At 39.3% G+C, this 19,746-nt stretch carries 20 protein-coding genes and 1 pseudogene; 20 read left to right on the forward strand and 1 reads right to left on the reverse strand.

What is annotated here, in order from left to right; genetic code table 11:
- The first annotated feature begins 370 nt into the window (after positions 1-370).
- The 5 genes from ACFQZ9_RS20615 to ACFQZ9_RS20635 all read left to right on the forward strand — a co-directional run bounded on the left by ACFQZ9_RS20615 (position 371) and on the right by ACFQZ9_RS20635 (position 4,567).
- Complete coding sequence (locus ACFQZ9_RS20615; RefSeq protein ID WP_498945143.1) at positions 371-1,426, forward strand: TauD/TfdA family dioxygenase; 1,056 nt, start codon at positions 371-373, stop codon at positions 1,424-1,426.
- A 168-nt stretch (positions 1,427-1,594) separates the two neighbouring features.
- Entirely contained in the window at positions 1,595-2,884 is a 1,290-nt protein-coding gene (locus ACFQZ9_RS20620; protein ID WP_498945144.1) for an MFS transporter, read from the forward strand.
- 30 nt (positions 2,885-2,914) lie between these two features.
- Complete coding sequence (locus ACFQZ9_RS20625) at positions 2,915-3,061, forward strand: hypothetical protein (protein ID WP_198308815.1); 147 nt, start codon at positions 2,915-2,917, stop codon at positions 3,059-3,061.
- A gap of 54 nt (positions 3,062-3,115) precedes the next feature.
- Positions 3,116-3,832, forward strand: a complete 717-nt coding sequence (locus ACFQZ9_RS20630) for a CoA transferase subunit A (RefSeq protein ID WP_498945145.1) — start codon at positions 3,116-3,118, stop codon at positions 3,830-3,832.
- A gap of 54 nt (positions 3,833-3,886) precedes the next feature.
- The gene (locus tag ACFQZ9_RS20635) at positions 3,887-4,567 is read left to right on the forward strand and encodes a 3-oxoacid CoA-transferase subunit B (protein ID WP_498945146.1); all 681 of its coding nucleotides are present in this window, start codon (positions 3,887-3,889) and stop codon (positions 4,565-4,567) included.
- 94 nt (positions 4,568-4,661) lie between these two features.
- Here ACFQZ9_RS20635 and ACFQZ9_RS20640 read toward each other — a convergent pair whose 3' ends face one another.
- Entirely contained in the window at positions 4,662-5,564 is a 903-nt protein-coding gene (locus tag ACFQZ9_RS20640) for a LysR family transcriptional regulator (protein WP_498945147.1), read from the reverse strand.
- Between the two features lie 140 nt (positions 5,565-5,704).
- On the opposite strand from ACFQZ9_RS20640, the gene ACFQZ9_RS20645 reads away from it, so the two are divergent.
- The 15 genes and pseudogenes from ACFQZ9_RS20645 to accB all read left to right on the forward strand — a co-directional run bounded on the left by ACFQZ9_RS20645 (position 5,705) and on the right by accB (position 19,693).
- Positions 5,705-6,493 (forward strand): Rossmann-fold NAD(P)-binding domain-containing protein, encoded by a 789-nt coding sequence (locus ACFQZ9_RS20645; RefSeq protein WP_498945148.1) that lies wholly within the window; start codon positions 5,705-5,707, stop codon positions 6,491-6,493.
- A 195-nt stretch (positions 6,494-6,688) separates the two neighbouring features.
- On the forward strand, positions 6,689-7,156 hold the full coding sequence (locus tag ACFQZ9_RS20650) for a 2,4'-dihydroxyacetophenone dioxygenase family protein (RefSeq protein ID WP_498945149.1): 468 nt from the start codon (positions 6,689-6,691) through the stop codon (positions 7,154-7,156).
- A gap of 392 nt (positions 7,157-7,548) precedes the next feature.
- Complete coding sequence (locus ACFQZ9_RS20655) at positions 7,549-8,691, forward strand: acyl-CoA dehydrogenase (RefSeq protein WP_498945150.1); 1,143 nt, start codon at positions 7,549-7,551, stop codon at positions 8,689-8,691.
- A gap of 59 nt (positions 8,692-8,750) precedes the next feature.
- Positions 8,751-9,203 carry a MaoC family dehydratase N-terminal domain-containing protein gene (locus ACFQZ9_RS20660; RefSeq protein WP_498945151.1) on the forward strand — a complete coding sequence of 151 codons (453 nt, stop codon included), beginning with the start codon at positions 8,751-8,753 and terminating at the stop codon, positions 9,201-9,203.
- Between the two features lie 31 nt (positions 9,204-9,234).
- A complete protein-coding gene (locus tag ACFQZ9_RS20665; protein WP_498945152.1) occupies positions 9,235-9,645 on the forward strand; it encodes a hotdog family protein in 411 nt (136 codons plus the stop codon).
- A 30-nt stretch (positions 9,646-9,675) separates the two neighbouring features.
- On the forward strand, positions 9,676-10,440 hold the full coding sequence (locus tag ACFQZ9_RS20670) for an electron transfer flavoprotein subunit beta/FixA family protein (protein WP_198308806.1): 765 nt from the start codon (positions 9,676-9,678) through the stop codon (positions 10,438-10,440).
- Between the two features lie 19 nt (positions 10,441-10,459).
- A complete protein-coding gene (locus ACFQZ9_RS20675; RefSeq protein WP_498945153.1) occupies positions 10,460-11,428 on the forward strand; it encodes an electron transfer flavoprotein subunit alpha/FixB family protein in 969 nt (322 codons plus the stop codon).
- Between the two features lie 74 nt (positions 11,429-11,502).
- Positions 11,503-11,919, forward strand: a complete 417-nt coding sequence (locus ACFQZ9_RS20680) for a hypothetical protein (protein ID WP_498945154.1) — start codon at positions 11,503-11,505, stop codon at positions 11,917-11,919.
- A 51-nt stretch (positions 11,920-11,970) separates the two neighbouring features.
- The gene (gene phaC / locus ACFQZ9_RS20685; RefSeq protein WP_498945155.1) at positions 11,971-13,059 is read left to right on the forward strand and encodes a class III poly(R)-hydroxyalkanoic acid synthase subunit PhaC; all 1,089 of its coding nucleotides are present in this window, start codon (positions 11,971-11,973) and stop codon (positions 13,057-13,059) included.
- Between the two features lie 62 nt (positions 13,060-13,121).
- Positions 13,122-14,228: a citrate/2-methylcitrate synthase gene (locus tag ACFQZ9_RS20690; RefSeq protein WP_498945156.1), complete on the forward strand. Its 1,107-nt coding sequence runs from the start codon at positions 13,122-13,124 to the stop codon at positions 14,226-14,228.
- Positions 14,229-14,432: 204 nt separating this feature from the next.
- Positions 14,433-14,570, forward strand: a pseudogene (locus ACFQZ9_RS20695) (nucleoside monophosphate kinase); the annotation flags it as partial.
- Positions 14,571-14,614: 44 nt separating this feature from the next.
- Complete coding sequence (locus tag ACFQZ9_RS20700) at positions 14,615-16,132, forward strand: malate:quinone oxidoreductase (RefSeq protein ID WP_498945157.1); 1,518 nt, start codon at positions 14,615-14,617, stop codon at positions 16,130-16,132.
- Positions 16,133-17,307: 1,175 nt separating this feature from the next.
- Positions 17,308-17,772: an acetyl-CoA carboxylase biotin carboxyl carrier protein gene (locus tag ACFQZ9_RS20705; protein WP_498945158.1), complete on the forward strand. Its 465-nt coding sequence runs from the start codon at positions 17,308-17,310 to the stop codon at positions 17,770-17,772.
- Positions 17,765-19,117 carry an acetyl-CoA carboxylase biotin carboxylase subunit gene (gene accC / locus ACFQZ9_RS20710; RefSeq protein ID WP_498945159.1) on the forward strand — a complete coding sequence of 451 codons (1,353 nt, stop codon included), beginning with the start codon at positions 17,765-17,767 and terminating at the stop codon, positions 19,115-19,117. Before ACFQZ9_RS20705 ends, accC begins: the two co-directional genes overlap by 8 nt.
- Positions 19,118-19,150: 33 nt before the next feature.
- Positions 19,151-19,693 carry an acetyl-CoA carboxylase biotin carboxyl carrier protein gene (accB, locus tag ACFQZ9_RS20715; protein ID WP_498945160.1) on the forward strand — a complete coding sequence of 181 codons (543 nt, stop codon included), beginning with the start codon at positions 19,151-19,153 and terminating at the stop codon, positions 19,691-19,693.
- The last annotated feature ends 53 nt before the right edge of the window (positions 19,694-19,746 follow it).

Genomic DNA, 19,746 nt, shown 5'->3' on the forward strand with positions numbered 1-19,746 from the left:
TTAATCTGTTTCTATTATTGATTCTACATATTAGAATTAATTTAATAAAATTAAAGATATTGATTTGTAAATTAATATTTTTAATCTGAAATAAGAGAAAGTTTTTCAATGAATAAGAAAAATGGTGATGTTACGTTGTATTATGGTTCTGGCTCATGATTGTACTGTGTCCCAGTATGTAAATAAGAAATACTTATTTGCACATTGGAATCTTTAATTTTATTTCACTGAAAATTATGAATATAATCAATGTAATAACTATTTACACCATTGTAATAGTTATTGTTAAAAGCGCTTTCATTTTTGTGAAAGGGGGATACATATAAAAACAAGGTAAATTTAAATTAGAAAAAAGAAGGGAGTAGTCTATATGCCGTCCATTTTAAGGGAAAAAATTCTAGGGCCATCAGTTTGGAAAGGAATTGATCTGACTAAAGATGATTCATGGATTTATTATTTATCTGCAAAAGCGATTACATCTCTTGAAAACGCTTTAATTAAAGTGAAACAAAAGGGTTTAAAAGCACCTGATTTTACCAAGGATGATTTTCCAATTCCGGAACTCACCGATGAGATTGCTTACTTTGTCAAAGAACTGGAGAATGGGAAGGGCTTTTTATTAATTCGTGGATTACCAATAGAAAGGTATACCGATGAGGAAACGAGCATTGTTTTCTGGGGTCTCGGTCTTCATATGGGTACGCCTGTTACCCAAAATGCAAAAGGGGACCTCTTGGGGCATGTCATTGACCAAGGACTTAACATTAATGATTCGAATGTGCGCGGTTACCAAACGAAAGCTCATCTTCCCTTTCATCCGGATGGATCTGATGTAGTAGGTTTATTAAGTCTTCGAAAAGCTAAAACCGGGGGATTTAGCAGTATCGTAAGTTCGATGGCTGTTTATAATGAAATTCTTGAGAAATACCCGGAGTATCTTGGTATTCTCTATCGTCCCTATTATTTGGACCGCCGTGGTGAGGAATCACCAGGAGAATCACCAGTTTACTCTTCTCCGGTCTTTAGCTATTACAAAGGTAAATTAAGCTGTAGATATAACCGTGGATATGTGGAATCTGCACAAGCGAAAACAGGTATCTATTTGTCAAAAACTGAAATGGAAGCATATGACTTGATAGATTCCCTCCTTCATGATGAAAATATGCATTTTAATATGATGTTGGAACCTGGGGATATGCAATTTGTTAATAATTATACTGTTCTTCATTCACGAACTGTTTATGAAGATTATGAAGAACCGGAACGTAAACGTCATTTACTAAGATTATGGCTTACGATGCCTAATGGACGTGAAATTGCACCTGATTTTGCAATGTTTATGGATGAGCAAACAGGTAAAACGGGCCGCGGCGGTATTCCCATCCGTGAAAAAACAGCTGGTGGTATGACAGAAAACATTAGGTAATGGAAATGAATGAAGTAAAAATTAATAGATAACGTGGGTTTAACTATCATTAATTTACTTTTTAAATTGTTTCATAGGAACACCATTGGAATCGTGCGATAGGGAGTCTCTTTTAGAATTTTGGCAAAGGATTTCCCAAAATAGTAAAAGTAAGGGGAGATTTTTATATTGAAAACACCAAAATATTCTTGGATAATTTTAATATTTCTTGTTGCTACAGGTATGATCAACCAGGTTGATAAGATTATCATTGGTTTGGTTTCTGTTCCCGTAATGAAGGAGTTGCATTTAAGCCCTTCGCAATGGGGAATTGTTGGAAGCACCTTCTTTTGGTTATTTACCTTTTCTTCTTTCATTCTTGGAGGCTTGGCCGATTCCAAAAATACGAAAAAAATGCTAACCTGGATCTCATTTGTGTGGCTGCTTGTTCAATTTTCCACACCATTCGCTTCCAGTTTGTCCTTACTGGTGGCTACAAGAATGATCTTGGGAGCTGGCGAAGGTCCAGCGGTTGCCATATCAACGTCTTTAATCGGAAAATGGTTCCCGAAACACAGACATGGGATAGGGTTTGGTGCAGTGCTTTTTGGAGCAACAATCGGTCCTGCAATAGCTTCGCCATTACTAATTTCATTGATTAGTCGTAATGGATGGAGAGCTGCTTTTATTGCAATGGGGATTACAGGCTTTATTGTACTTATTTTATGGATGATTTTTGGTAAAGAAAGTCCACAAGAAATTGGTTTGCCTAAAATGGAGCAAGAGGAACAGCATTCAGCAACCCTATCCAAGGTTTCTTGGCGCCAGTTTCTACCTCATCTTTTTTCGAGAAATTTTATTATTACCGTTTTATGTGCTGGTTGTGCCTATTGGTTATTGGCGGTCCAATCGGTATGGTTTCCGGCATACTTTACCAATATTGAACATTTTAACGGTAAAACATTAAAACTGGCAGTGTCATTACCGTTTCTTTTCGCTGCTGTTTGCCAAATTGGATTTGCGCTTATTTCAGACAGGCTTTATCGCAAAACACAAGATATTCGTAAAGCTCGGATAAATCTTGCAGGTCTTACGATGCTACTATCTGCTATTTGTCTATATCTCGCAAGTGTCGTAAATTCTTCTGCTATCTCGATTGTACTCTTCATCCTCGCTCCTGGATTTGCGATTGTCATTCTTTCACTCGCACCAGCTGTGTTGATGGATTTTTTCTCTCCCAAAAATATAGGAAAAGCTCAAGGTACCTACGTAGCACTTTCCAGTTCAGCCAGTATTATTGCTCCTCTTGTATTCGGGTACCTAGTCCAATATGCCGGGACTCAGTCTATTGGATATCGTTATGGGTTTCAAGTGACTTCATTGATTATGTTCGTTATTGGTTTGTTGTTTTGGATCGGGGTACGTTCCGTAAAGACAAGTCCAAAAACAGTAAAATCTGAGGAGCCAGTGAGTGTATAAAAACCATGAAGAATCGAGGAGGGGGAAGAAATGAGTCAATTTTTAAAGGAAACTTCCGAAATAGAGCGTTGTGTGTATTGTAATCAAGCATTAGCCATCATGGAACAAAATCGCAGTGAGTGCTGGGAGTGTCGGGAAAAGATGTCCGAGACTTACTCTGATGAACATAGTAAGTAAAAAATGATAAGTATGTCGTACAAAATTAAGCTTAAAAATGCGGGGTGTAAATAATTGACAAGGTTCGGAAAGGTAATCGAAACATTTGAAGCAGCAATTCAAGATATTCAGGATGGTGCAACCATCATCGTTGGAGGTTTTGGTCTTTCGGGAATTCCTGAGAAGCTGATTCTGGCGTTAAAAGAGAAGGGGACAAGAGACCTGACAATCGTCAGCAACAATTGTGGAGTGGATGATTGGGGGCTCGGTTTACTTCTTGCCAATAAGCAGATAAAGAAAATGGTGGCCAGCTATGTAGGGGAGAACAAGATCTTTGAAAAGCAATTTTTAAGTGGAGAATTAGAAGTTGAACTTGTTCCTCAAGGAACACTGGCTGAAAGAATTCGGGCTGGAGGAGCCGGTATCCCTGGTTTCTATACACCAACCGGTATTGGCACCCCAATTGCTGAGGGCAAAGAACATAGGCTTTTTAATGGGAAAATGCACATTCTTGAAGAAGGTATTGTTGGAGATTTTGCTTTCGTTAAGGCATGGAAAGGAGATCCATTAGGAAACCTTGTTTACCGGAAGACGGCACGGAACTTTAATCCGCTCGCTGCGACAGCAGGCAGAGTGACGATTGCCGAAGTGGAGGAAATGGTTGAACCAGGTGCCCTTGATCCAGATGAGGTTCATACAACTGGTATCTATGTCCAAAGGATACTGGAAGGAGCCGGGTATGTAAAAAGAATTGAGCGCCGTACTGTCAGACCTGCATTTGCACAATCTTAAAGGTAACCTGGTAAACATAATTCAAAGCAGTTTTTCTAGGAGGAATAATCAGTGATGGATTCCAGAACAAAAATCATTAAGCGTGCTGTTCAAGAGATTGAAAATGGAATGAATGTAAATCTAGGAATCGGCATGCCCACTTTACTGGCAAACGAAATACCGGATGAAGTCCAAGTATTATTGCAATCTGAAAATGGATTGCTTGGCATTGGTCCCTATCCCGTTGAAGGTAATGAAGATCCTGATCTTATCAATGCTGGGAAAGAAACAGTTACTGCGGTAGTAGGCGGTTCGTTTTTCGATAGTGCTGAGTCCTTTGCCATGATCCGGGGAGGTCACATTGATTTGGCCATCCTGGGCGGTATGGAGGTTTCCGAGCAAGGGGACTTGGCCAATTGGATGATCCCCGGAAAAATGATTAAGGGTATGGGGGGAGCGATGGACCTTGTCCATGGTGCCAAAAGAATTGTAGTCATAATGGAACACACCAATAAGTACAATGAATCCAAAATCAAAAAACAATGTACTCTCCCGTTGACAGGTCAAGGGGTGGTCCATCGATTGATTACGGATTTAGCTGTATTTGATTTTACATCCGAAGGAATGGTTCTTATGGAAATTCAAGAGGGTGTAACACTTGATGAAGTAAAAGGGAAAACGGAGGCATCTTTTACGGTTAGTTCCCATTTAACTTATGGTGGAGGGGAAAGGCAAAAGTCCTCTATAACAATATAGAAGATAAAATACTTATTTATTCATACTAAAGAGGTAAAAAGAGAAGCTTAGACCCAAAAGGGATCAAGATGCTTCTCTTTTTTCTTTCTTAATTCTACTTAATAATCTCGGATTTTAAATATTGAATATATTTTTTGGCAAAAGAGGATAAATGTTTGTTCTCTGAGCGAACCAACCCTAATGAAATATTCACAGCATCATAATTCACTAAATCAATCGGTATGATATCTCCATTGATGACATGTGGATAGTTTTTCATGACGAAATCAGGAGCAAATGTAATAGCTAGACCTTCAATGATGGCTTGGCCAACTCCATCGATATTATCTGAAATGAATAAAGTTTTCATGGGCTTATTTTTGTTGAAAAAATCTTGAACAAAATACTGCATAAACTCTCCGTTATATGTGACTAGTGTTTGATCAACTATCTCTTGAGGAGTTATGGTACCAAGAAATGCCAGGGGGGAATGCTTGGATACATATACCTTTTGTTTCCCTTCTATTAATGTTTCAAAAACTAATCCTTCGATGTTTATGTTCCAATCAGGCGAATAGGTAATCAGCCCGATGTCTGTTTTATGTTGTCGGACAGTTTCAATGGCATTTGATCCGCTTTTTTCAGCAATCTTTAACCTTACATGCGGATAATCAACTCTAAAAGCAGCAATCGCTTTAACTAAAAATGTCATTAATCCCGGTAAAGAAGATATTCTAAGCTCCCCCACATCGGCGGAATTGATCAAGTTAGCTTTCTCGTTTATTTCCTCAAGCTTTTTCAGTAATTCATAGGAAAGTTTGAGAATTTCTCTGCCTTCATCAGTTGGCACAGCCCCGTGTCCACGTGAACGCTTGAGAATTTTAACACCTAACTCTTTTTCCAGGTGTGTAATGGCTTGGCTTATTGTGGATTGGGTTACATGTAGATTCTGGGCTGCTATTGATAGAGAATTGTATTTTGCAACTTCAACTATATATTTTAACTGTTCAAGATTCATGGCTGTACCCCTTGTATATTAGTAAAACTAATTTAAAAATTAAAATCTTTAATTTTATTTAATTATAAACTATAAGTATAATGAATATCAATAAGATTTAAAAATCTTAGAATATTCTAAAATACAGGAGGAAACCCAGAATGGCATTAAACCAATTATTTGACTTAACAGGACAAACCGCAATTGTTACCGGCGGGGGGGCCGGCCTTGGACGTGTAATGGCCCTGGCGTTAGCTGAAGCTGGTGCAAACGTAGTTGTTTGCTCACGTCGTAAAGAGGTTTGCGAAGAAGTTGTGAAAGAAATTGAAACGTTAGGCGGACAAGCACTTGCCCTGGCGTTGGATGTGACAAATCCTGAATCTGTGGTTCAAGGAGTGGAAAAAGCTGTTTCTCGATTCGGAAAAATCGAAATTTTAGTGAATAACAGTGGAACTGTTTTTGAAGCGCCGGCTGCGGATATGCCTTTAGAGCATTGGCAATCAATGCTCAATACAAATGTAACGGGAACATTCTTGATGTGTCAGGCTGTTGGAAAACATATGATTAATAACGAATATGGTAAAATCATTAATATTTCTTCCAGTATCGGCTTCAAAGGTACTGACCCGGAAGCCGTAGATTCTGTAGGATATACAACAAGTAAAGGTGCAGTAATGACCTTAACAAAGGATCTAGCAGTTAAGTGGGGCCGCCATGGAGTTAATGTTAATTCAATTGCTCCTGGAGTGTTCACTACTGGAATGAATAACCCAGAAATCCCAGGAACTTTAGTAAACAAAGCTGGTGATTTCATTGCCGCCCAAGTTCCAGTGAGAAGATTGGGCAGAGACAATGATTTAGCAGGAGCTGTCCTTTACTTTGCTTCAACAGCTTCTGATTATTGTACGGGACAAATATTGGTTCTCGATGGTGGCCTTGGTGCAAAGTAAATTTCAGCTAAAACATAGCTTCTTAACTTATCAATTTAATAGTGTAAGTTACTAATACTTATATATATATTAAAAATAGCCATTTTACTTAGATGATAATTATAAATAAACTAAAATTAATCAATTTACTATTGTATTTAGCTGAATAATGGAAGCGCTGACAACAACAAAAATACTTTGAAAGAGGCGATAGAAATGAAAGAAGTAAAAGATGTAGTAGCATATCATGCAAATAATGTTTGTCCAGATGATTTACCTTGGATTCCTTATTTTGGAGATGCTAAATTTAAACTGCTTAAGGCAAACCCTGTGACAGGGCAAACAGTTACGTTATTATATGTCCCTGCGAGTATGCAGCTTCCGGCCCACTTCCATCCAGGAACCGTCATAGTATACACCGTTCAAGGTTCTTGGAGATACCTAGAGGATGAATGGATCTCCAAGCCTGGTGATATGGTTTATGAGCCTGCAGGATCTCAACATACACCTCAGGCTGTAGGGGAAGAAGATGTTATTACCTTCAATATAGTAGAAGGAACACTAGATTACATTGGTGAGAATGGGGAAATTCTAGCAAGAGACAATTGGGAAACATTCCTGAAAAGATATCATGAGCATTGTGCCGCTGAAGGTATTGAAGTAATTGATGTAACGAAATTTTAAAGACTGAAAAGCAACCTAGCTCAGGTGACAATATATGTGACAATATATGTGAGAGTATGTAAATAAAGGTGGCTTCTTTTAAAGGAGTCATCTTTTTTAATTTGCGACCTTTAATATTAGTGGTACTTAATTACAAGTTAATTTTTTTAATTTTATTTAATTAAAATTAATGATTATAATCAAAATAGGATTTAAAAATATTTGAATATTCTCAATCTAAGGATGGCGATTTATGGAGCGAGCAATTCAAAGGATCGTTCCGATACAAATTTGCATCAGGAACAAATATACGAACGAGCGCTCAATCAGCTGTCATGTTTAAAGAATCTGTGGTTTTTTCCAGCAATTTTAAAAGCTTGTGTTTATAAAACATATTTAAAGGAGACCAAAAAATGAACTTTCAATTGTCAGAAGAGCATGAAATGATGCGAAAAATGGTGCGTGAGTTCGCGCTGAATGAATGCGAGCCGACAGCTTCGCAGCGTGATGAAGAAGAGTACTTTGACATCAACATTTGGCACAAAATGGCCGAGCTGGGTTTATGCGGGATCCCTTGGCCGGAGGAGTATGGAGGTGCAGGTGCCGATTATTTGAGCTATGTGATCGCAGTGGAAGAGTTGTCACGAGTAGATGCTTCCATGGGGACAACGCTATCCGCTCATACATCGTTAGCCGGATGGCCGGTATATAAGTTTGGAACGGAACAGCAAAAGCAAAAATATTTAAGGGCCATGGCGGAAGGAAGAAGCATGGGGGCTTATTGCTTGACAGAACCTGGATCTGGATCAGACTCCAGCGGGATGAAAACTACAGCTGTTCCCGCAGGGGATGAGTGGATTTTGAACGGATCAAAGATTTTTATTACAAACGGAGGATATGCAGACTTCTATATCGTATTTGCACAGACTAATCCGGAATTAAGGCATAAGGGAATTGCTGCATTTATTGTAGAGAAGGATTACCCTGGGTTCTCTGTAGGTAAAAAGGAGAAAAAGATGGGCATTCGCTCTTCCGCAACCACGGAAGTGATTTTTGAGGATTGCAGAGTCCCTAAGGAAAACCTTCTGGGGCAAATAGGAGAAGGATTTAAGATTGCGATGATGACTCTGGATGGAGGCCGGAATGGAATTGCTGCACAGGCAGTTGGAATTGCTCAGGGGGCTTTTGATAAATCTCTTGCTTATGCCAAGGAACGGATTCAATTTGGGAAACCGATTGGTTCGCTGCAAGCCATCCAAATAAAGCTAGCCGACATGGCAGTAAATATCGAAGCCGCCCGTTTACTTACATACCAAGCGGCATGGCGTGAGGATCAAGGCATTCCTTATGGCCTTCAGTCTGCAATGTCCAAACTGTTTGCGGGGGACACCGCAATGGAGGTAACAGTGGAGGCACTGCAAGTATTTGGCGGATATGGTTACACAAGAGAATATCCCGTAGAACGCTATATGAGAGATGCCAAGATCACCCAAATTTATGAAGGAACGCAAGAGATTCAGCGTCTTGTTATTGCTGAAAATCTGCTAAAAGATTAGAAAGTTTAAATTTCATTAACGATTAATTGAAATTTAAAGTTAATAGAGGTGATAGGGTTGTGGCAAATGTGAAAGAATTACTCGGGCTTGAGTTAGAGCCATACAGCATGCTAGTGGAAAAAGGAAAAATAAAAGAATTAGCGATCGCGATTGGCGATGACAATCCCATTTTCTATAGCTTGGAGGCAGCTAAAGAAGCTGGCTATGAAGGTATTCCTGTTCCGCTCACCTTTTTGCAAATCATTGATTACCATGGCGGTTATGGCTTTCAGGAAAAAATGGAATTATTGAATTTAAATCCCGTTAAAATATTACACGGTGAGCAAGAGTACGAATACTTAAGCGATATATATGCCGGGGATGAGCTTTCTGTTAGGAGTAAGATTATTCGTGCTGATACAAAAATGGGTTCGACTGGCGGTATGGATTTTATTACCGAAGAAAACCAATATACAAACCAAAGAGGCGAATTGGTGGCAAAATCCAGAATTACGGTAATCCATCGGCATTAAATAATATTTGATAAGAAAGGAAGAATGGAGCATGTATTATGAAGATGTACAAGTAGGGGATCCATTCCCCGCTATAATAAAAGCTCCGATTACTCGAGTACAGCTCGTAAGATTTGCCGGAGCTTCTGGAGACTTTAATCCCTTGCATACGGTAGAAGAGGTTGGGGAGCAAGCCGGTACAGGAATCATTGCTCATGGAATGTTGATCATGGGGATGTTATCACAAGGCGTTACAACATGGATTCCCAGAAAAAACATTAAGAAAATACAAGCGCGGTTTAGTAAAATGACATTTCCCGGCGAATCTATTGAAATTATTGGCAGAGTGATAGACAAAAAGCCTGACAACCTGGTAGTGGGAGAAGTACTGGCGAAAAACAGTGTAGGTGAAGTAAAAGTTTCCGGGATTTTTGAAGCCGCATTGCCTACAAGGAATTTATAGATTAAAAAATTACTTCAAGGGGAGACAAAAATGAACATCCTGGTTTTGATGAAACAAACATTCGATACAGAAGAGAAAATTGTACTCCAAAACGGTACCATTAGTGAAGAAGGTGCAAATTTCATCATCAATCCTTACGATGAATATGCAATTGAAGAAGCCATCCAATTGCGTGAAGAACATGGTGGAGAAGTAACGGTTATCACAGTTGGACCAGAACGGTCAGAGAATGCGTTACGTACGGCGCTTGCCATGGGTGCAGATAAAGCGGTGAGAGTGGATAGCGAAGATCTAAACCTTGATCAATACAGTACAGCGAAAATCCTTGAGGCTGTTATTAAAGATCGGGATTTTAACATCATACTCGGAGGTAATATGGCGGTTGATTATAGCAGTGGACAAGTGGGGCCACGACTTGCGGAGGCACTCAATATTCCACAAGTGACCACGGTTACAAAACTGCAGATTGATGGGAACAGGGCGATTGTCGAACGTGACGTGGAAGGAGACAAAGAGGTTGTCATTGTTTCACTTCCAGTTTTGATCACAGCACAACAGGGATTAAATGAACCGCGTTATCCTTCACTTCCGGGCATCATGAAAGCGAAGAATAAACCGATCGAGCGCTTAGAGATTGGTGATTTAGATTTCGATAAATTTCTAGAAGTAAAAACTATTCCAACAGAGATATTTTTTCCACCGAAAAAAGGTGCAGGCCGAATGCTAAACGGGGAGATTAAGACTCAAGTTTCTGAACTGGCTGTACTTCTTCGCAGTGAAGCGAAGGTCATTTAACATAGGAGGTCATAACAACATGAGAAAAGTACTTGTAATGACGGAAGCTAAAGCTGGAAAACTAAGAAGTGTCTCACTTGAGGCGCTGGCTGCAGCGCAACGGATTGCGGAAGATGGGGAAATTATTGCTGTCGCTTTCGGCAGTAGTGCCACACATTATGCAAATATTTTAGGGAAACATGGAGCGAATAAAGTTTTTATCGTTGGCAATGAAGTACTGGATGCATATACGACAGATGCTTACACTCAAGCGTTATGCCAGATAATTGAACATGTTGAGCCGCAAGCAATTCTCATGCCCCACACAGCAATCGGGAAGGATCTTGCACCGCGCATTGCTGGGCGTTACGGTCTTGGACTTGTATCCGACATTGTTGATGTTCAGGTTGAAGATGATGAAGTTATCTTTACACGTCCAATATACTCAGGAAAAGCGTTTGAAAAAAGGAAAGTAATATCTGGTATCCCGTTCGCAACTGTCCGGCCAAATAACATCCCAGTCGAAGGAAGCACCAGACCGATTGAGATTGTGCGTTTTTATGCTGATATCCAAGACTTGAGGACGATTGTAACAGAAGTAGTACGAAAATCTTCAGTCGGTGTTGATCTATCAGAAGCGAAAGTAGTGATTTCTGGTGGTCGCGGGGTTAAATCGCCCGAAGGTTTTAAGCTGCTTCAGGAACTGGCAGATGTTCTGGGTGGGGCAGTGGGTTCTTCCCGCGGCGCATGCGACGCCGAGTACTGCGATTATTCAATGCAAATCGGTCAGACGGGAAAAGTCGTCACCCCTGATTTGTATATTGCCTGTGGTATTTCCGGTGCCATTCAGCATTTAGCAGGGATGTCTAACTCTAAAATTGTCGTGGCCATTAACAAAGACCCGGAAGCACCAATCTTCCAAATTGCAGACTATGGTATTGTGGGTGATTTGTTTGAGGTGGTTCCGCTTTTAACAGAAGAATTTAAAAAAATATTGGTAAACTCTTAACACATAAAAATTCCATTTTAATAAGAATAGCGAATCTTCATTTATAATAATTCGGATAATTGGAGGAGAAAAGGATGACTGAAAGCTTAAACTTTTATGAAACCTGGAAAGAGTATTATTCCAAATATACTAACTTATTGGATGAGAAAATGACGAAGGAATTTCCTTCTCAATGGATTGGACAGCTGTTGGAAATGAACCTTCAATTCAAGAAAATGGTGAATGAAACAACAGAACGTTATTTTGAATCTGTAAATCTGCCATCAAAGAATGATCTTGCCCATATTTCTGCCCAGATTGTCAATTTAGATGCCAAGGTGGATAATATTGAGGAATTCGTCCAAGAATCGATTGATAATCAAGGAGATTTGGTGACAAGGCGAAATGATCTTGCCAATTTAAAAAAGGATATGAAGAGTCTTGACAATAAGCTGAATCATATCATTAATCTATTAAATTCCCCAAGTATTATCAAAACTAATAATTCATAAATGTTTCTTTAAAATTAGCATACATTATTAATCTATTTAAGGGGTGTAGTCATGAGCGTTCTTTTTCCAGTAGAATTCGAAAAATTTTTTGAAAACATGCCTAATGATTATCAACAGATGTATAGACGTGCAAAAGAAGCAACCAAAGTATTAATGCAAGACGCCGATCCTGAAGTGGGACCAACACCGAAAGAAGTTATCTGGTCCAGAAACAAAACGAAGCTGTATCGATATATTTCTGAACATCCGAAAAAACATAGAATTCCGCTTCTTTTGGTTTATGCCTTAATCAATAAACCCTATATCATGGATTTAGCCAAGGGGAGCAGTCTAGTTGAGTATTTGGTCAATAGGGGGTTTGATGTCTATCTTCTCGACTGGGGTACACCTGGCCTCGAAGATAAAAATATGAAATTGGATGATTATATTTTGGACTATATTCCGCGTGCAGTTCGCAAGATAATGCGGAAATCCAACGCGAAAGAAGTGTCAATCCTTGGTTACTGCATGGGTGGTACGATAACATCCATATTTGCATCATTGCATCCCGAATTGCCAATACGCAACCTTGTTTTTATGACAACTCCCTTTGATTTTGAAGAATCTGGACTATACGGCGCCATGCTGGATGAACAGTATTTTGATATTGATAAAGTGGTCCAAACACTCGGTAATATTCCGCCTGAAATGATTGACATAGGAAACAAATTGCTCAAACCGATGGCTAACATTTACGGGCCCTATGTCAGTCTTTTCGATCGAGCTGAGGATGAAGGTTTCCTAAGGAGCTTTAAACTTTTGCAAAAATGGTTAAACGACGGGATTCCATTTCCAGGTGAAAGCTACCGTCAGTGGATTAGAGATTTTTATCAAAAAAACAAATTGATTAAAGGGGAGCTGATGATCCGTGGCCGGCAGGTAAGCCTTAAGGAAATCACTGCAAATGTGTTGAACCTATCAGGTGAAATAGATAATATTGCTCCGCCGCATCAAGTAGAATCATTGATGAATCACATCTCCAGCAAAGATAAGCAATATATCAAATTACCTGTTGGACATACATCTATTGCTTTTGGCAGTAAAGCTTCAAAAATTACGTATCCAACCATTGGTGACTGGTTGGAAGAACGATCTAACTAAAAGAGGGGAATGAAATAGTCTTCATCAAATAAAAGATTAATATAGGAAATGAGGGAGTAAATATGTTTCAAAAGGGCTTAAAAAATGTAGTAGCTGCTGAAACCGCTATAAGCTTGGTTGATGGAGAACAAGGAAGATTAATTTACAGGGGCTACAATGCGAAAGAATTAGCTTTACATTATACTTTTGAAGAAGTTGCCTATTTAATCTGGTTTGGATACTTGCCGGGAGATCAGGAAAAACAAATTGTTTCTGAATTATTGACAAATAACCGTTATTTACCTTTCTATATGTATTCATTAATTCAAACACTTCCTCCTGACATGGAGATCATGAGCCAAGTCCGAACCGCCATATCTGCTCTAGGTACGGAGGAATTTGGCTGGAAGCCTACTATTGAACAAGCCATTCGATTAACTGCAGTTATTCCCGTCATTACGGCCATGATTTATCGAAAAGTAAACGGTAAAGAGATTGTCAAGCCAAGTAAGGAAATGGGGCATGTTGAAAACTATCTTTATATGTTAACCGGAGAGCGACCTTCTTTTGCCCATACAAAGGCGCTGGAGGCTTATATGATATTAACGATGGAGCATGGGATGAACGCCTCAACCTTTACATCCAGAGTGGTGTCCTCTACAGAATCCGATATGGTTTCTGCAGTAACAGGAGCGATTGGAACAATGAAGGGTCCATTGCATGGCGGCGCACCTACTGGCGTAATAGACATGTTAAATGAGATTACGGATAAGGAAATTGCAGAAACTTGGATTCGCCAAAAGCTGGAGAGGAAAGAATATCTAATGGGCTTTGGGCACCGTGTTTATAAAACACGCGATCCACGGGCAGAAGCGCTAAGTGAAATTGTGAAACAAGTTGGAGCGGATGATGCATGGCTGGAACTCGCCTCTTTTGTTGAACAGCTTGCAGTTCAGTTGCTGGAGGAATATAAACCGGGAAGAAAGCTCAATACGAACGTTGAATTTTATGCAGCTGCAGTGATGAAGGCAATTGATATGTCTCCTAGTTTGTTTACGCCAACTTTTACTGTAAGCCGGATGGTTGGCTGGACAGCCCATGTCATTGAACAGTCACTAGATAATACCATTTTCCGTCCAGAAGCAAAATATATTGGGAAACAATCCGAGAATCTTCAGGTCTTAGTTTAGTTATTAGTATAAAGCCAAAATGAATCCCCATGAGGGGCTGTTGACAAAGTGGGAATAGCGAGTGCTCTATTCCCACTTTGTTTTTTCATTCTTTATTTTAATGTCTAATTCTCTTCAGTGCCCTCCTTAAAACCTATTTAAATAGCAGGAGGGGGACTACGGTGAATTTAGTATTAATGGTACTCCCGGGCGCCCGCAAAGGTAGCGAAATCATTCATGGATAAAGGAGAGCTTGTTCCCGATGAGGTAACAATAGGAATGGCTCGTGAACGGTTATCAAAAGATGACTGCCAAAAAGGTTTCTTACTGGATGGCTTCCCTCGAACAGCGTGCAAGCAGGAGCGCCCACAAATTTTCTACAAACTCAGGAGATAAGGATGGGAAAAATGAGTAACAGACAAAATAGAACAGACGTTATCTTAATTGGTGCTGGAATCATGAGTGCGACTTTGGGGTCACTGCTGAAAGAATTAGTACCGGACTGGAAAATTACCGTGCTTGAGAAGCTCGCAACCCCCGGAGAAGAAAGCTCTAACGAATGGAATAATGCAGGTACAGGCCATGCTGCCCTGTGCGAGCTTAATTACACCCCCGAAACACCGGACGGATCCATAGATATTAGCAAAGCTATAAACATTAATGAGCAGTTTCATGTTTCAAGACAGTTTTGGTCTTATCTAGTAAACAGCAATCTGATCCATAATCCGCAGGTCTTTATTAGACAACTGCCTCATATGAGTTTAGTACAAGGGGAAGAAAATGTTGCCTTTCTGAAAAAACGTTTTGAAGCGCTTTCGAACAATCCTCTGTTTCAAGGGATGGAATTTTCTGATGATCCGAAAAAATTGAAGGAATGGATCCCAATTGTTATGGAAGGCCGTACATCACAGGAACCTATAGCGGCAACAAAAATTGACTCAGGAACGGATGTAAACTATGGCGCTTTAACGCGAATGTTGTTTGAACAATTAAAGGATAAAAACGTTGATATCAAATACAAATATAAGGTTGAGGATATTAAACGTACCAGTGACGGATCTTGGGAATTGAAAGTGCGGAACGACAGAGGTGCCATCGAACGTCATACGGCAAAATTCGTCTTCATCGGCGGAGGTGGAGGAAGCTTTCATTTACTGCAAAAAACGGGTATTCCTGAAAGTAAACATATTGGGGGATTCCCGGTAAGCGGACTATTCATGGTATGTAACAATCCGGAGGTAGTTAAGCAGCATCATGCCAAAGTATACGGCAAAGCTGCAGTTGGTGCTCCGCCAATGTCTGTGCCGCATCTTGATACGCGATTTATCGACAACAAAAAATCATTGCTCTTTGGACCATTTGCCGGCTTCTCACCAAAATTCTTAAAGAATGGTTCAAATTTAGATTTATTCGGATCTGTAAAACCGAACAACGTCTTAACTATGTTAGCCGCAGGTGCAAAAAACGTTCCATTGACAAAATACCTGATTCAGCAACTGATGTTATCGAAAGAACAACGGATCGAAGAGTTACGAGAATTTGTTCCCAACGCTAAAAGCGAAGATTGGGATATCGTAGTAGCAGGACAACGTGTACAAGTTATTAAAGATACTGCTGCAGGAGGCAAAGGAACGCTTCAATTTGGTACAGAAGTTGTTAGTGCCGCTGATGGCTCGATCGCTGCCCTTCTCGGCGCTTCTCCGGGTGCTTCTACCGCCGTTCACGTCATGCTTGAGCTAATAAAGAAATGCTTCCCGCAACATCTAAAAGCATGGGAACCGAAAATAAAAGAAATGATTCCTTCTTATGGCCTGTCACTAGTAAATAACCCGGAATTCTATAACGGAATTCATACTTTAACAGCGCGCACACTGGGTCTAAGCGAAAACTTGCAGTTACACATATCAGGACAAACCGTATCATAAGTAGGTTTGAATATTGTATAACACAATATTACTGGAAAAGATTTATTACGCAGCAACAAATAGGCCGGAGTTGTGCTGGGTTCAACAGTTGCAAAAGGGAAAGGATCGTTTCATTCAGCCTTCTACGTGCCCCTGAAGGTATTGAACCAATTGACGTAACGAAATTTTAAAGGCTGCAAAGCAACCTAGTTTATGTGACAATATATGTGATAGGTTATGAAATAGTTTATGTAAATTGATTATGTGAATTCGAGGTGACTTCTCTTAAAGGAGTCATCTTTTTATGTCTACTTCTACAGAGTTCAAAAAGTATCAATAATGCGACTCTCAATATTAGTGATACTTAATTATAAATTAAAATTTTTAATTTTATTTAATTAATATTAATGATTATAATCAAAATAAGATTTAAAAATATTCGAATATTCTAAATCTGATGAAATGGAATTTCAACAGATAATTAAAACAAGGAGGACTTAACAGGGTATGCCAACAGAAACTGTTCTGATTACAGTGGTTATAGGATAGTTCTGGTACAAATTTAAACGTAAGGAATAAATAATCGAACGAGCGCTCACTCAACTGTTAAGTTTTAAAAATCTATGGTTTCTAACAGCAATTTTAAAATTCGAGAGGATGTTCTTCTTCAATATATATAGCAATTTTTAATTTCGTGATAAATCCTTTTAATAATGTCTTTCTTTCCAATTAATTGCTATCAGTAACTTTCGGGTAATAAAAAAATACTAGATTTGACACATAGATAATTTGAAAATATGGAAAAAATTAATGAAGGAGTGAAAGTATGTGGGTGTGTACCAAACATATGAAAGAAACCTTGCCATTGTTAGAAACTCCTCATGTTACCAAAGCATCGTATCAAATTAAGTGTTCGCTATGTGATAATCTTGCTAGTGCAAAAATTCATTATACTTACTTGACCTACCATTTTACTAAAAAGCAACCTATGGATTTATCGCATTTATCGCAAATAAATTACGATATAAAAACAGGTTAAATTAACATCGGGATAAAAACCTAATAGATCCCAACTTGTAAGCGAATATCAAACTTTGTAAATCCTTTTAAATATAAATAGGAGGTCTAGTACTTTGAAGTTTGATATAAATATATAATTTGTCAATTAAGCTGAAATCAATATGGAGGTACAACCGATGGTCAAAATGCTTGAAATCAGAGAAATGTTAAGATTAGTTGAACATTCATCTCTCGAAAAATTAGAAGTTTTAAATAGGAGTTTCCGAATTTCAATCAAAAAAGGTTCTGCAAAACAAACTTTTACAGTAAACGAAACGGTACAACAACTTGTTAATAGATCTGAGGAGCAAATTTCCGACACATCCGAGGTACTGGAAAGTTTAATAGATAAGAATCCACAACCACACGTCCTTCAATCCCAATATGTAGGAATGTTTCATCCTTTATTAAAAAAAGGCGATATCGTGGAAATCGGATCACAAATTGGACATTGTACCGTGGAAGCCCTTAAGTTAACCCATGAAATGAAATCAGATATTAATGGTGTAATTGAAAATATCCTGGTTGAAGAGGGACAGCTCGTCGACTTTGGACAGCCGTTATATAAAGTTGCAGTCAGAAAGGAAATGGCACATGTTTAAAAAGATACTTATTGCTAATCGTGGTGAGATTGCCGTTCGTGTGATCAGGGCATGTAAAGAAATGGGAATTAAAACGGTTGCCGTTTACTCAGAAGCTGACCGTGAAGCATTACATGTGAGCATGGCAGATGAAGCGTATTGTATTGGACCAACCGCCACTCAGGAAAGTTATCTAAATGTCACGAATATCATGAGCATTGCCTTATTAACCAATGCGGATGCCATTCATCCAGGATATGGATTTTTAGCGGAAAATGCAACCTTTGCGGAAATTTGCCTTGATTGTAATATTTCGTTTATCGGCCCTGACCCTGAAGCCATTAACAAAATGGGAGATAAGTCTGTCGCGAGAGAAACCATGAAGAATGTTGGGGTACCTACTGTGCCTGGCACGGACGGTCTGATCAAAGACCTGGAAGAAGCAGTAATGATTGCAAAGGAAATTGGATTTCCAGTTATTGTAAAGGCAACAGCTGGCGGTGGAGGCAAGGGCATGCGGGTAGCAGAGGATGAAGAGGAATTGCGAAGAGCAATCCGCCAAGCGCAGAAGGAAGCAGAAACGGCGTTTGGAAATCCAGGTGTTTATCTTGAGAAATATGTTGAGGAACCTCGTCATGTTGAAATACAAATTATCGGGGATATGCATGGAAATGTTGTTTATTTAGGCGAAAGAGATTGTTCTATCCAGCGCCGCCATCAAAAGCTGGTTGAAGAAGCGCCATCACCAGCGCTTGAACAATGGCTCCGGGAACAGATGGGGGTTGCAGCTGTAAGCGCTGCAGAAGCTGTTGATTACCATGGAGCGGGTACCGTTGAATTTCTGTTGGATAAACACGGTAATTTCTATTTCATGGAAATGAACACTCGTATTCAAGTTGAACATCCTGTTACGGAATTAATAACGGGTATTGACTTAATTAAGGAGCAGATTTTAGTTGCAGCAGGATATCCGCTTTCCTTTAACCAAAGTGATATTAAAATAAACGGCTGGGCAATTGAATGCCGTATAAATGCCGAGAATCCAGCAAAGAATTTTATGCCATCACCAGGGAAAGTAGAAACTTATCTGCCTCCAGGTGGTTATGGTGTAAGAGTGGATAGTGCTGTTTATCCAGGTTGTGTGATTTCACCTTTTTATGATTCGATGGTCGCAAAGTTGATTGTTTGGGGAAAAGACCGCGAGGAAGCCATTCAACGTATGAAAAGGGCCCTTGATGAATTTGTCATCAGTGGCATCAACACCACGATTCCGTTTCATCAAACATTACTTGAACATGAATCTTTTGTAAAAGGAGAGTTTAATACAAAATTTCTTGAATTGAATCCGTTACTGATAGAGGCATAACGCTTATTAACATTTATAAAGGAGAGACAACTAATGTTTAAAATCCAGGAAATTAGAGAAATGATCAAGCTCATCGATGACTCCTCCATTGAACAATTAGAAATTGAAGAAGGCGATTCGAAAATTTCGATACAAAGAAATGTTTCAACAAACCATTCTATCGTTCAGGAAAGTAAAAATACGGTGCTGGCAAATCAGCCTGTCACTCAACTAGCTATGGAATCCAATACTAATGCCATCAAGGTGCATACAAAAACACAGGTTGAAGCAGCTGCTACAAAGGAAGGGGGAGAAAAGGTACTTAAAAGTCCTCAAATTAGTTCCAACGAAAATCTTTCTAAAATCGTTTCCCCTATGGTGGGAACTTTCTATCGAGCACCAGCTGTGGATGCCGCACCTTTTGTTAGTATTGGTGAGAAAGTTGAGAAATCTACAGTTGTATGTATACTCGAGGCAATGAAACTTTTTAATGAAATTGAAGCTGACATGAACGGTGAAATTGTTGAAGTCCTCGTAGAAAATGGTCAGCTGGTGGAACATGGGCAGCCTCTCTTTTTAGTGAAACCGAAATCATAAGAAATTTTTTTATCAGATTTTTAGACAAAGAATCGGAAGGGAGTCGCTCGATA

Source organism: Neobacillus sp. GCM10027624 (genome assembly GCF_042675345.1).
In the GTDB taxonomy this organism is placed as follows: Bacteria; Bacillota; Bacilli; order Bacillales; family Cytobacillaceae; genus Neobacillus; species Neobacillus cucumis_D.

Excerpts from the sequence above, each read along its gene's own strand:
- ACFQZ9_RS20650 (WP_498945149.1), top strand. The coding sequence starts at position 6,689 with ATGAAAGAAGTAAAAGATGTAGTAGCATATCATGCAAATAATGTTTGT.
- ACFQZ9_RS20640 (WP_498945147.1), bottom strand. The coding sequence starts at position 5,564 with ATGAATCTTGAACAGTTAAAATATATAGTTGAAGTTGCAAAATACAAT.
- ACFQZ9_RS20670 (WP_198308806.1), top strand. The coding sequence starts at position 9,676 with ATGAACATCCTGGTTTTGATGAAACAAACATTCGATACAGAAGAGAAA.
- ACFQZ9_RS20665 (WP_498945152.1), top strand. The coding sequence starts at position 9,235 with ATGTATTATGAAGATGTACAAGTAGGGGATCCATTCCCCGCTATAATA.
- ACFQZ9_RS20690 (WP_498945156.1), top strand. The coding sequence starts at position 13,122 with ATGTTTCAAAAGGGCTTAAAAAATGTAGTAGCTGCTGAAACCGCTATA.
- ACFQZ9_RS20645 (WP_498945148.1), top strand. The coding sequence starts at position 5,705 with ATGGCATTAAACCAATTATTTGACTTAACAGGACAAACCGCAATTGTT.
- ACFQZ9_RS20625 (WP_198308815.1), top strand. The coding sequence starts at position 2,915 with ATGAGTCAATTTTTAAAGGAAACTTCCGAAATAGAGCGTTGTGTGTAT.
- ACFQZ9_RS20700 (WP_498945157.1), top strand. The coding sequence starts at position 14,615 with ATGAGTAACAGACAAAATAGAACAGACGTTATCTTAATTGGTGCTGGA.
- ACFQZ9_RS20680 (WP_498945154.1), top strand. The coding sequence starts at position 11,503 with ATGACTGAAAGCTTAAACTTTTATGAAACCTGGAAAGAGTATTATTCC.
- ACFQZ9_RS20635 (WP_498945146.1), top strand. The coding sequence starts at position 3,887 with ATGGATTCCAGAACAAAAATCATTAAGCGTGCTGTTCAAGAGATTGAA.
- ACFQZ9_RS20615 (WP_498945143.1), top strand. The coding sequence starts at position 371 with ATGCCGTCCATTTTAAGGGAAAAAATTCTAGGGCCATCAGTTTGGAAA.
- ACFQZ9_RS20705 (WP_498945158.1), top strand. The coding sequence starts at position 17,308 with ATGGTCAAAATGCTTGAAATCAGAGAAATGTTAAGATTAGTTGAACAT.
- phaC (WP_498945155.1), top strand. The coding sequence starts at position 11,971 with ATGAGCGTTCTTTTTCCAGTAGAATTCGAAAAATTTTTTGAAAACATG.
- ACFQZ9_RS20655 (WP_498945150.1), top strand. The coding sequence starts at position 7,549 with ATGAACTTTCAATTGTCAGAAGAGCATGAAATGATGCGAAAAATGGTG.
- accB (WP_498945160.1), top strand. The coding sequence starts at position 19,151 with ATGTTTAAAATCCAGGAAATTAGAGAAATGATCAAGCTCATCGATGAC.
- accC (WP_498945159.1), top strand. The coding sequence starts at position 17,765 with ATGTTTAAAAAGATACTTATTGCTAATCGTGGTGAGATTGCCGTTCGT.
- ACFQZ9_RS20675 (WP_498945153.1), top strand. The coding sequence starts at position 10,460 with ATGAGAAAAGTACTTGTAATGACGGAAGCTAAAGCTGGAAAACTAAGA.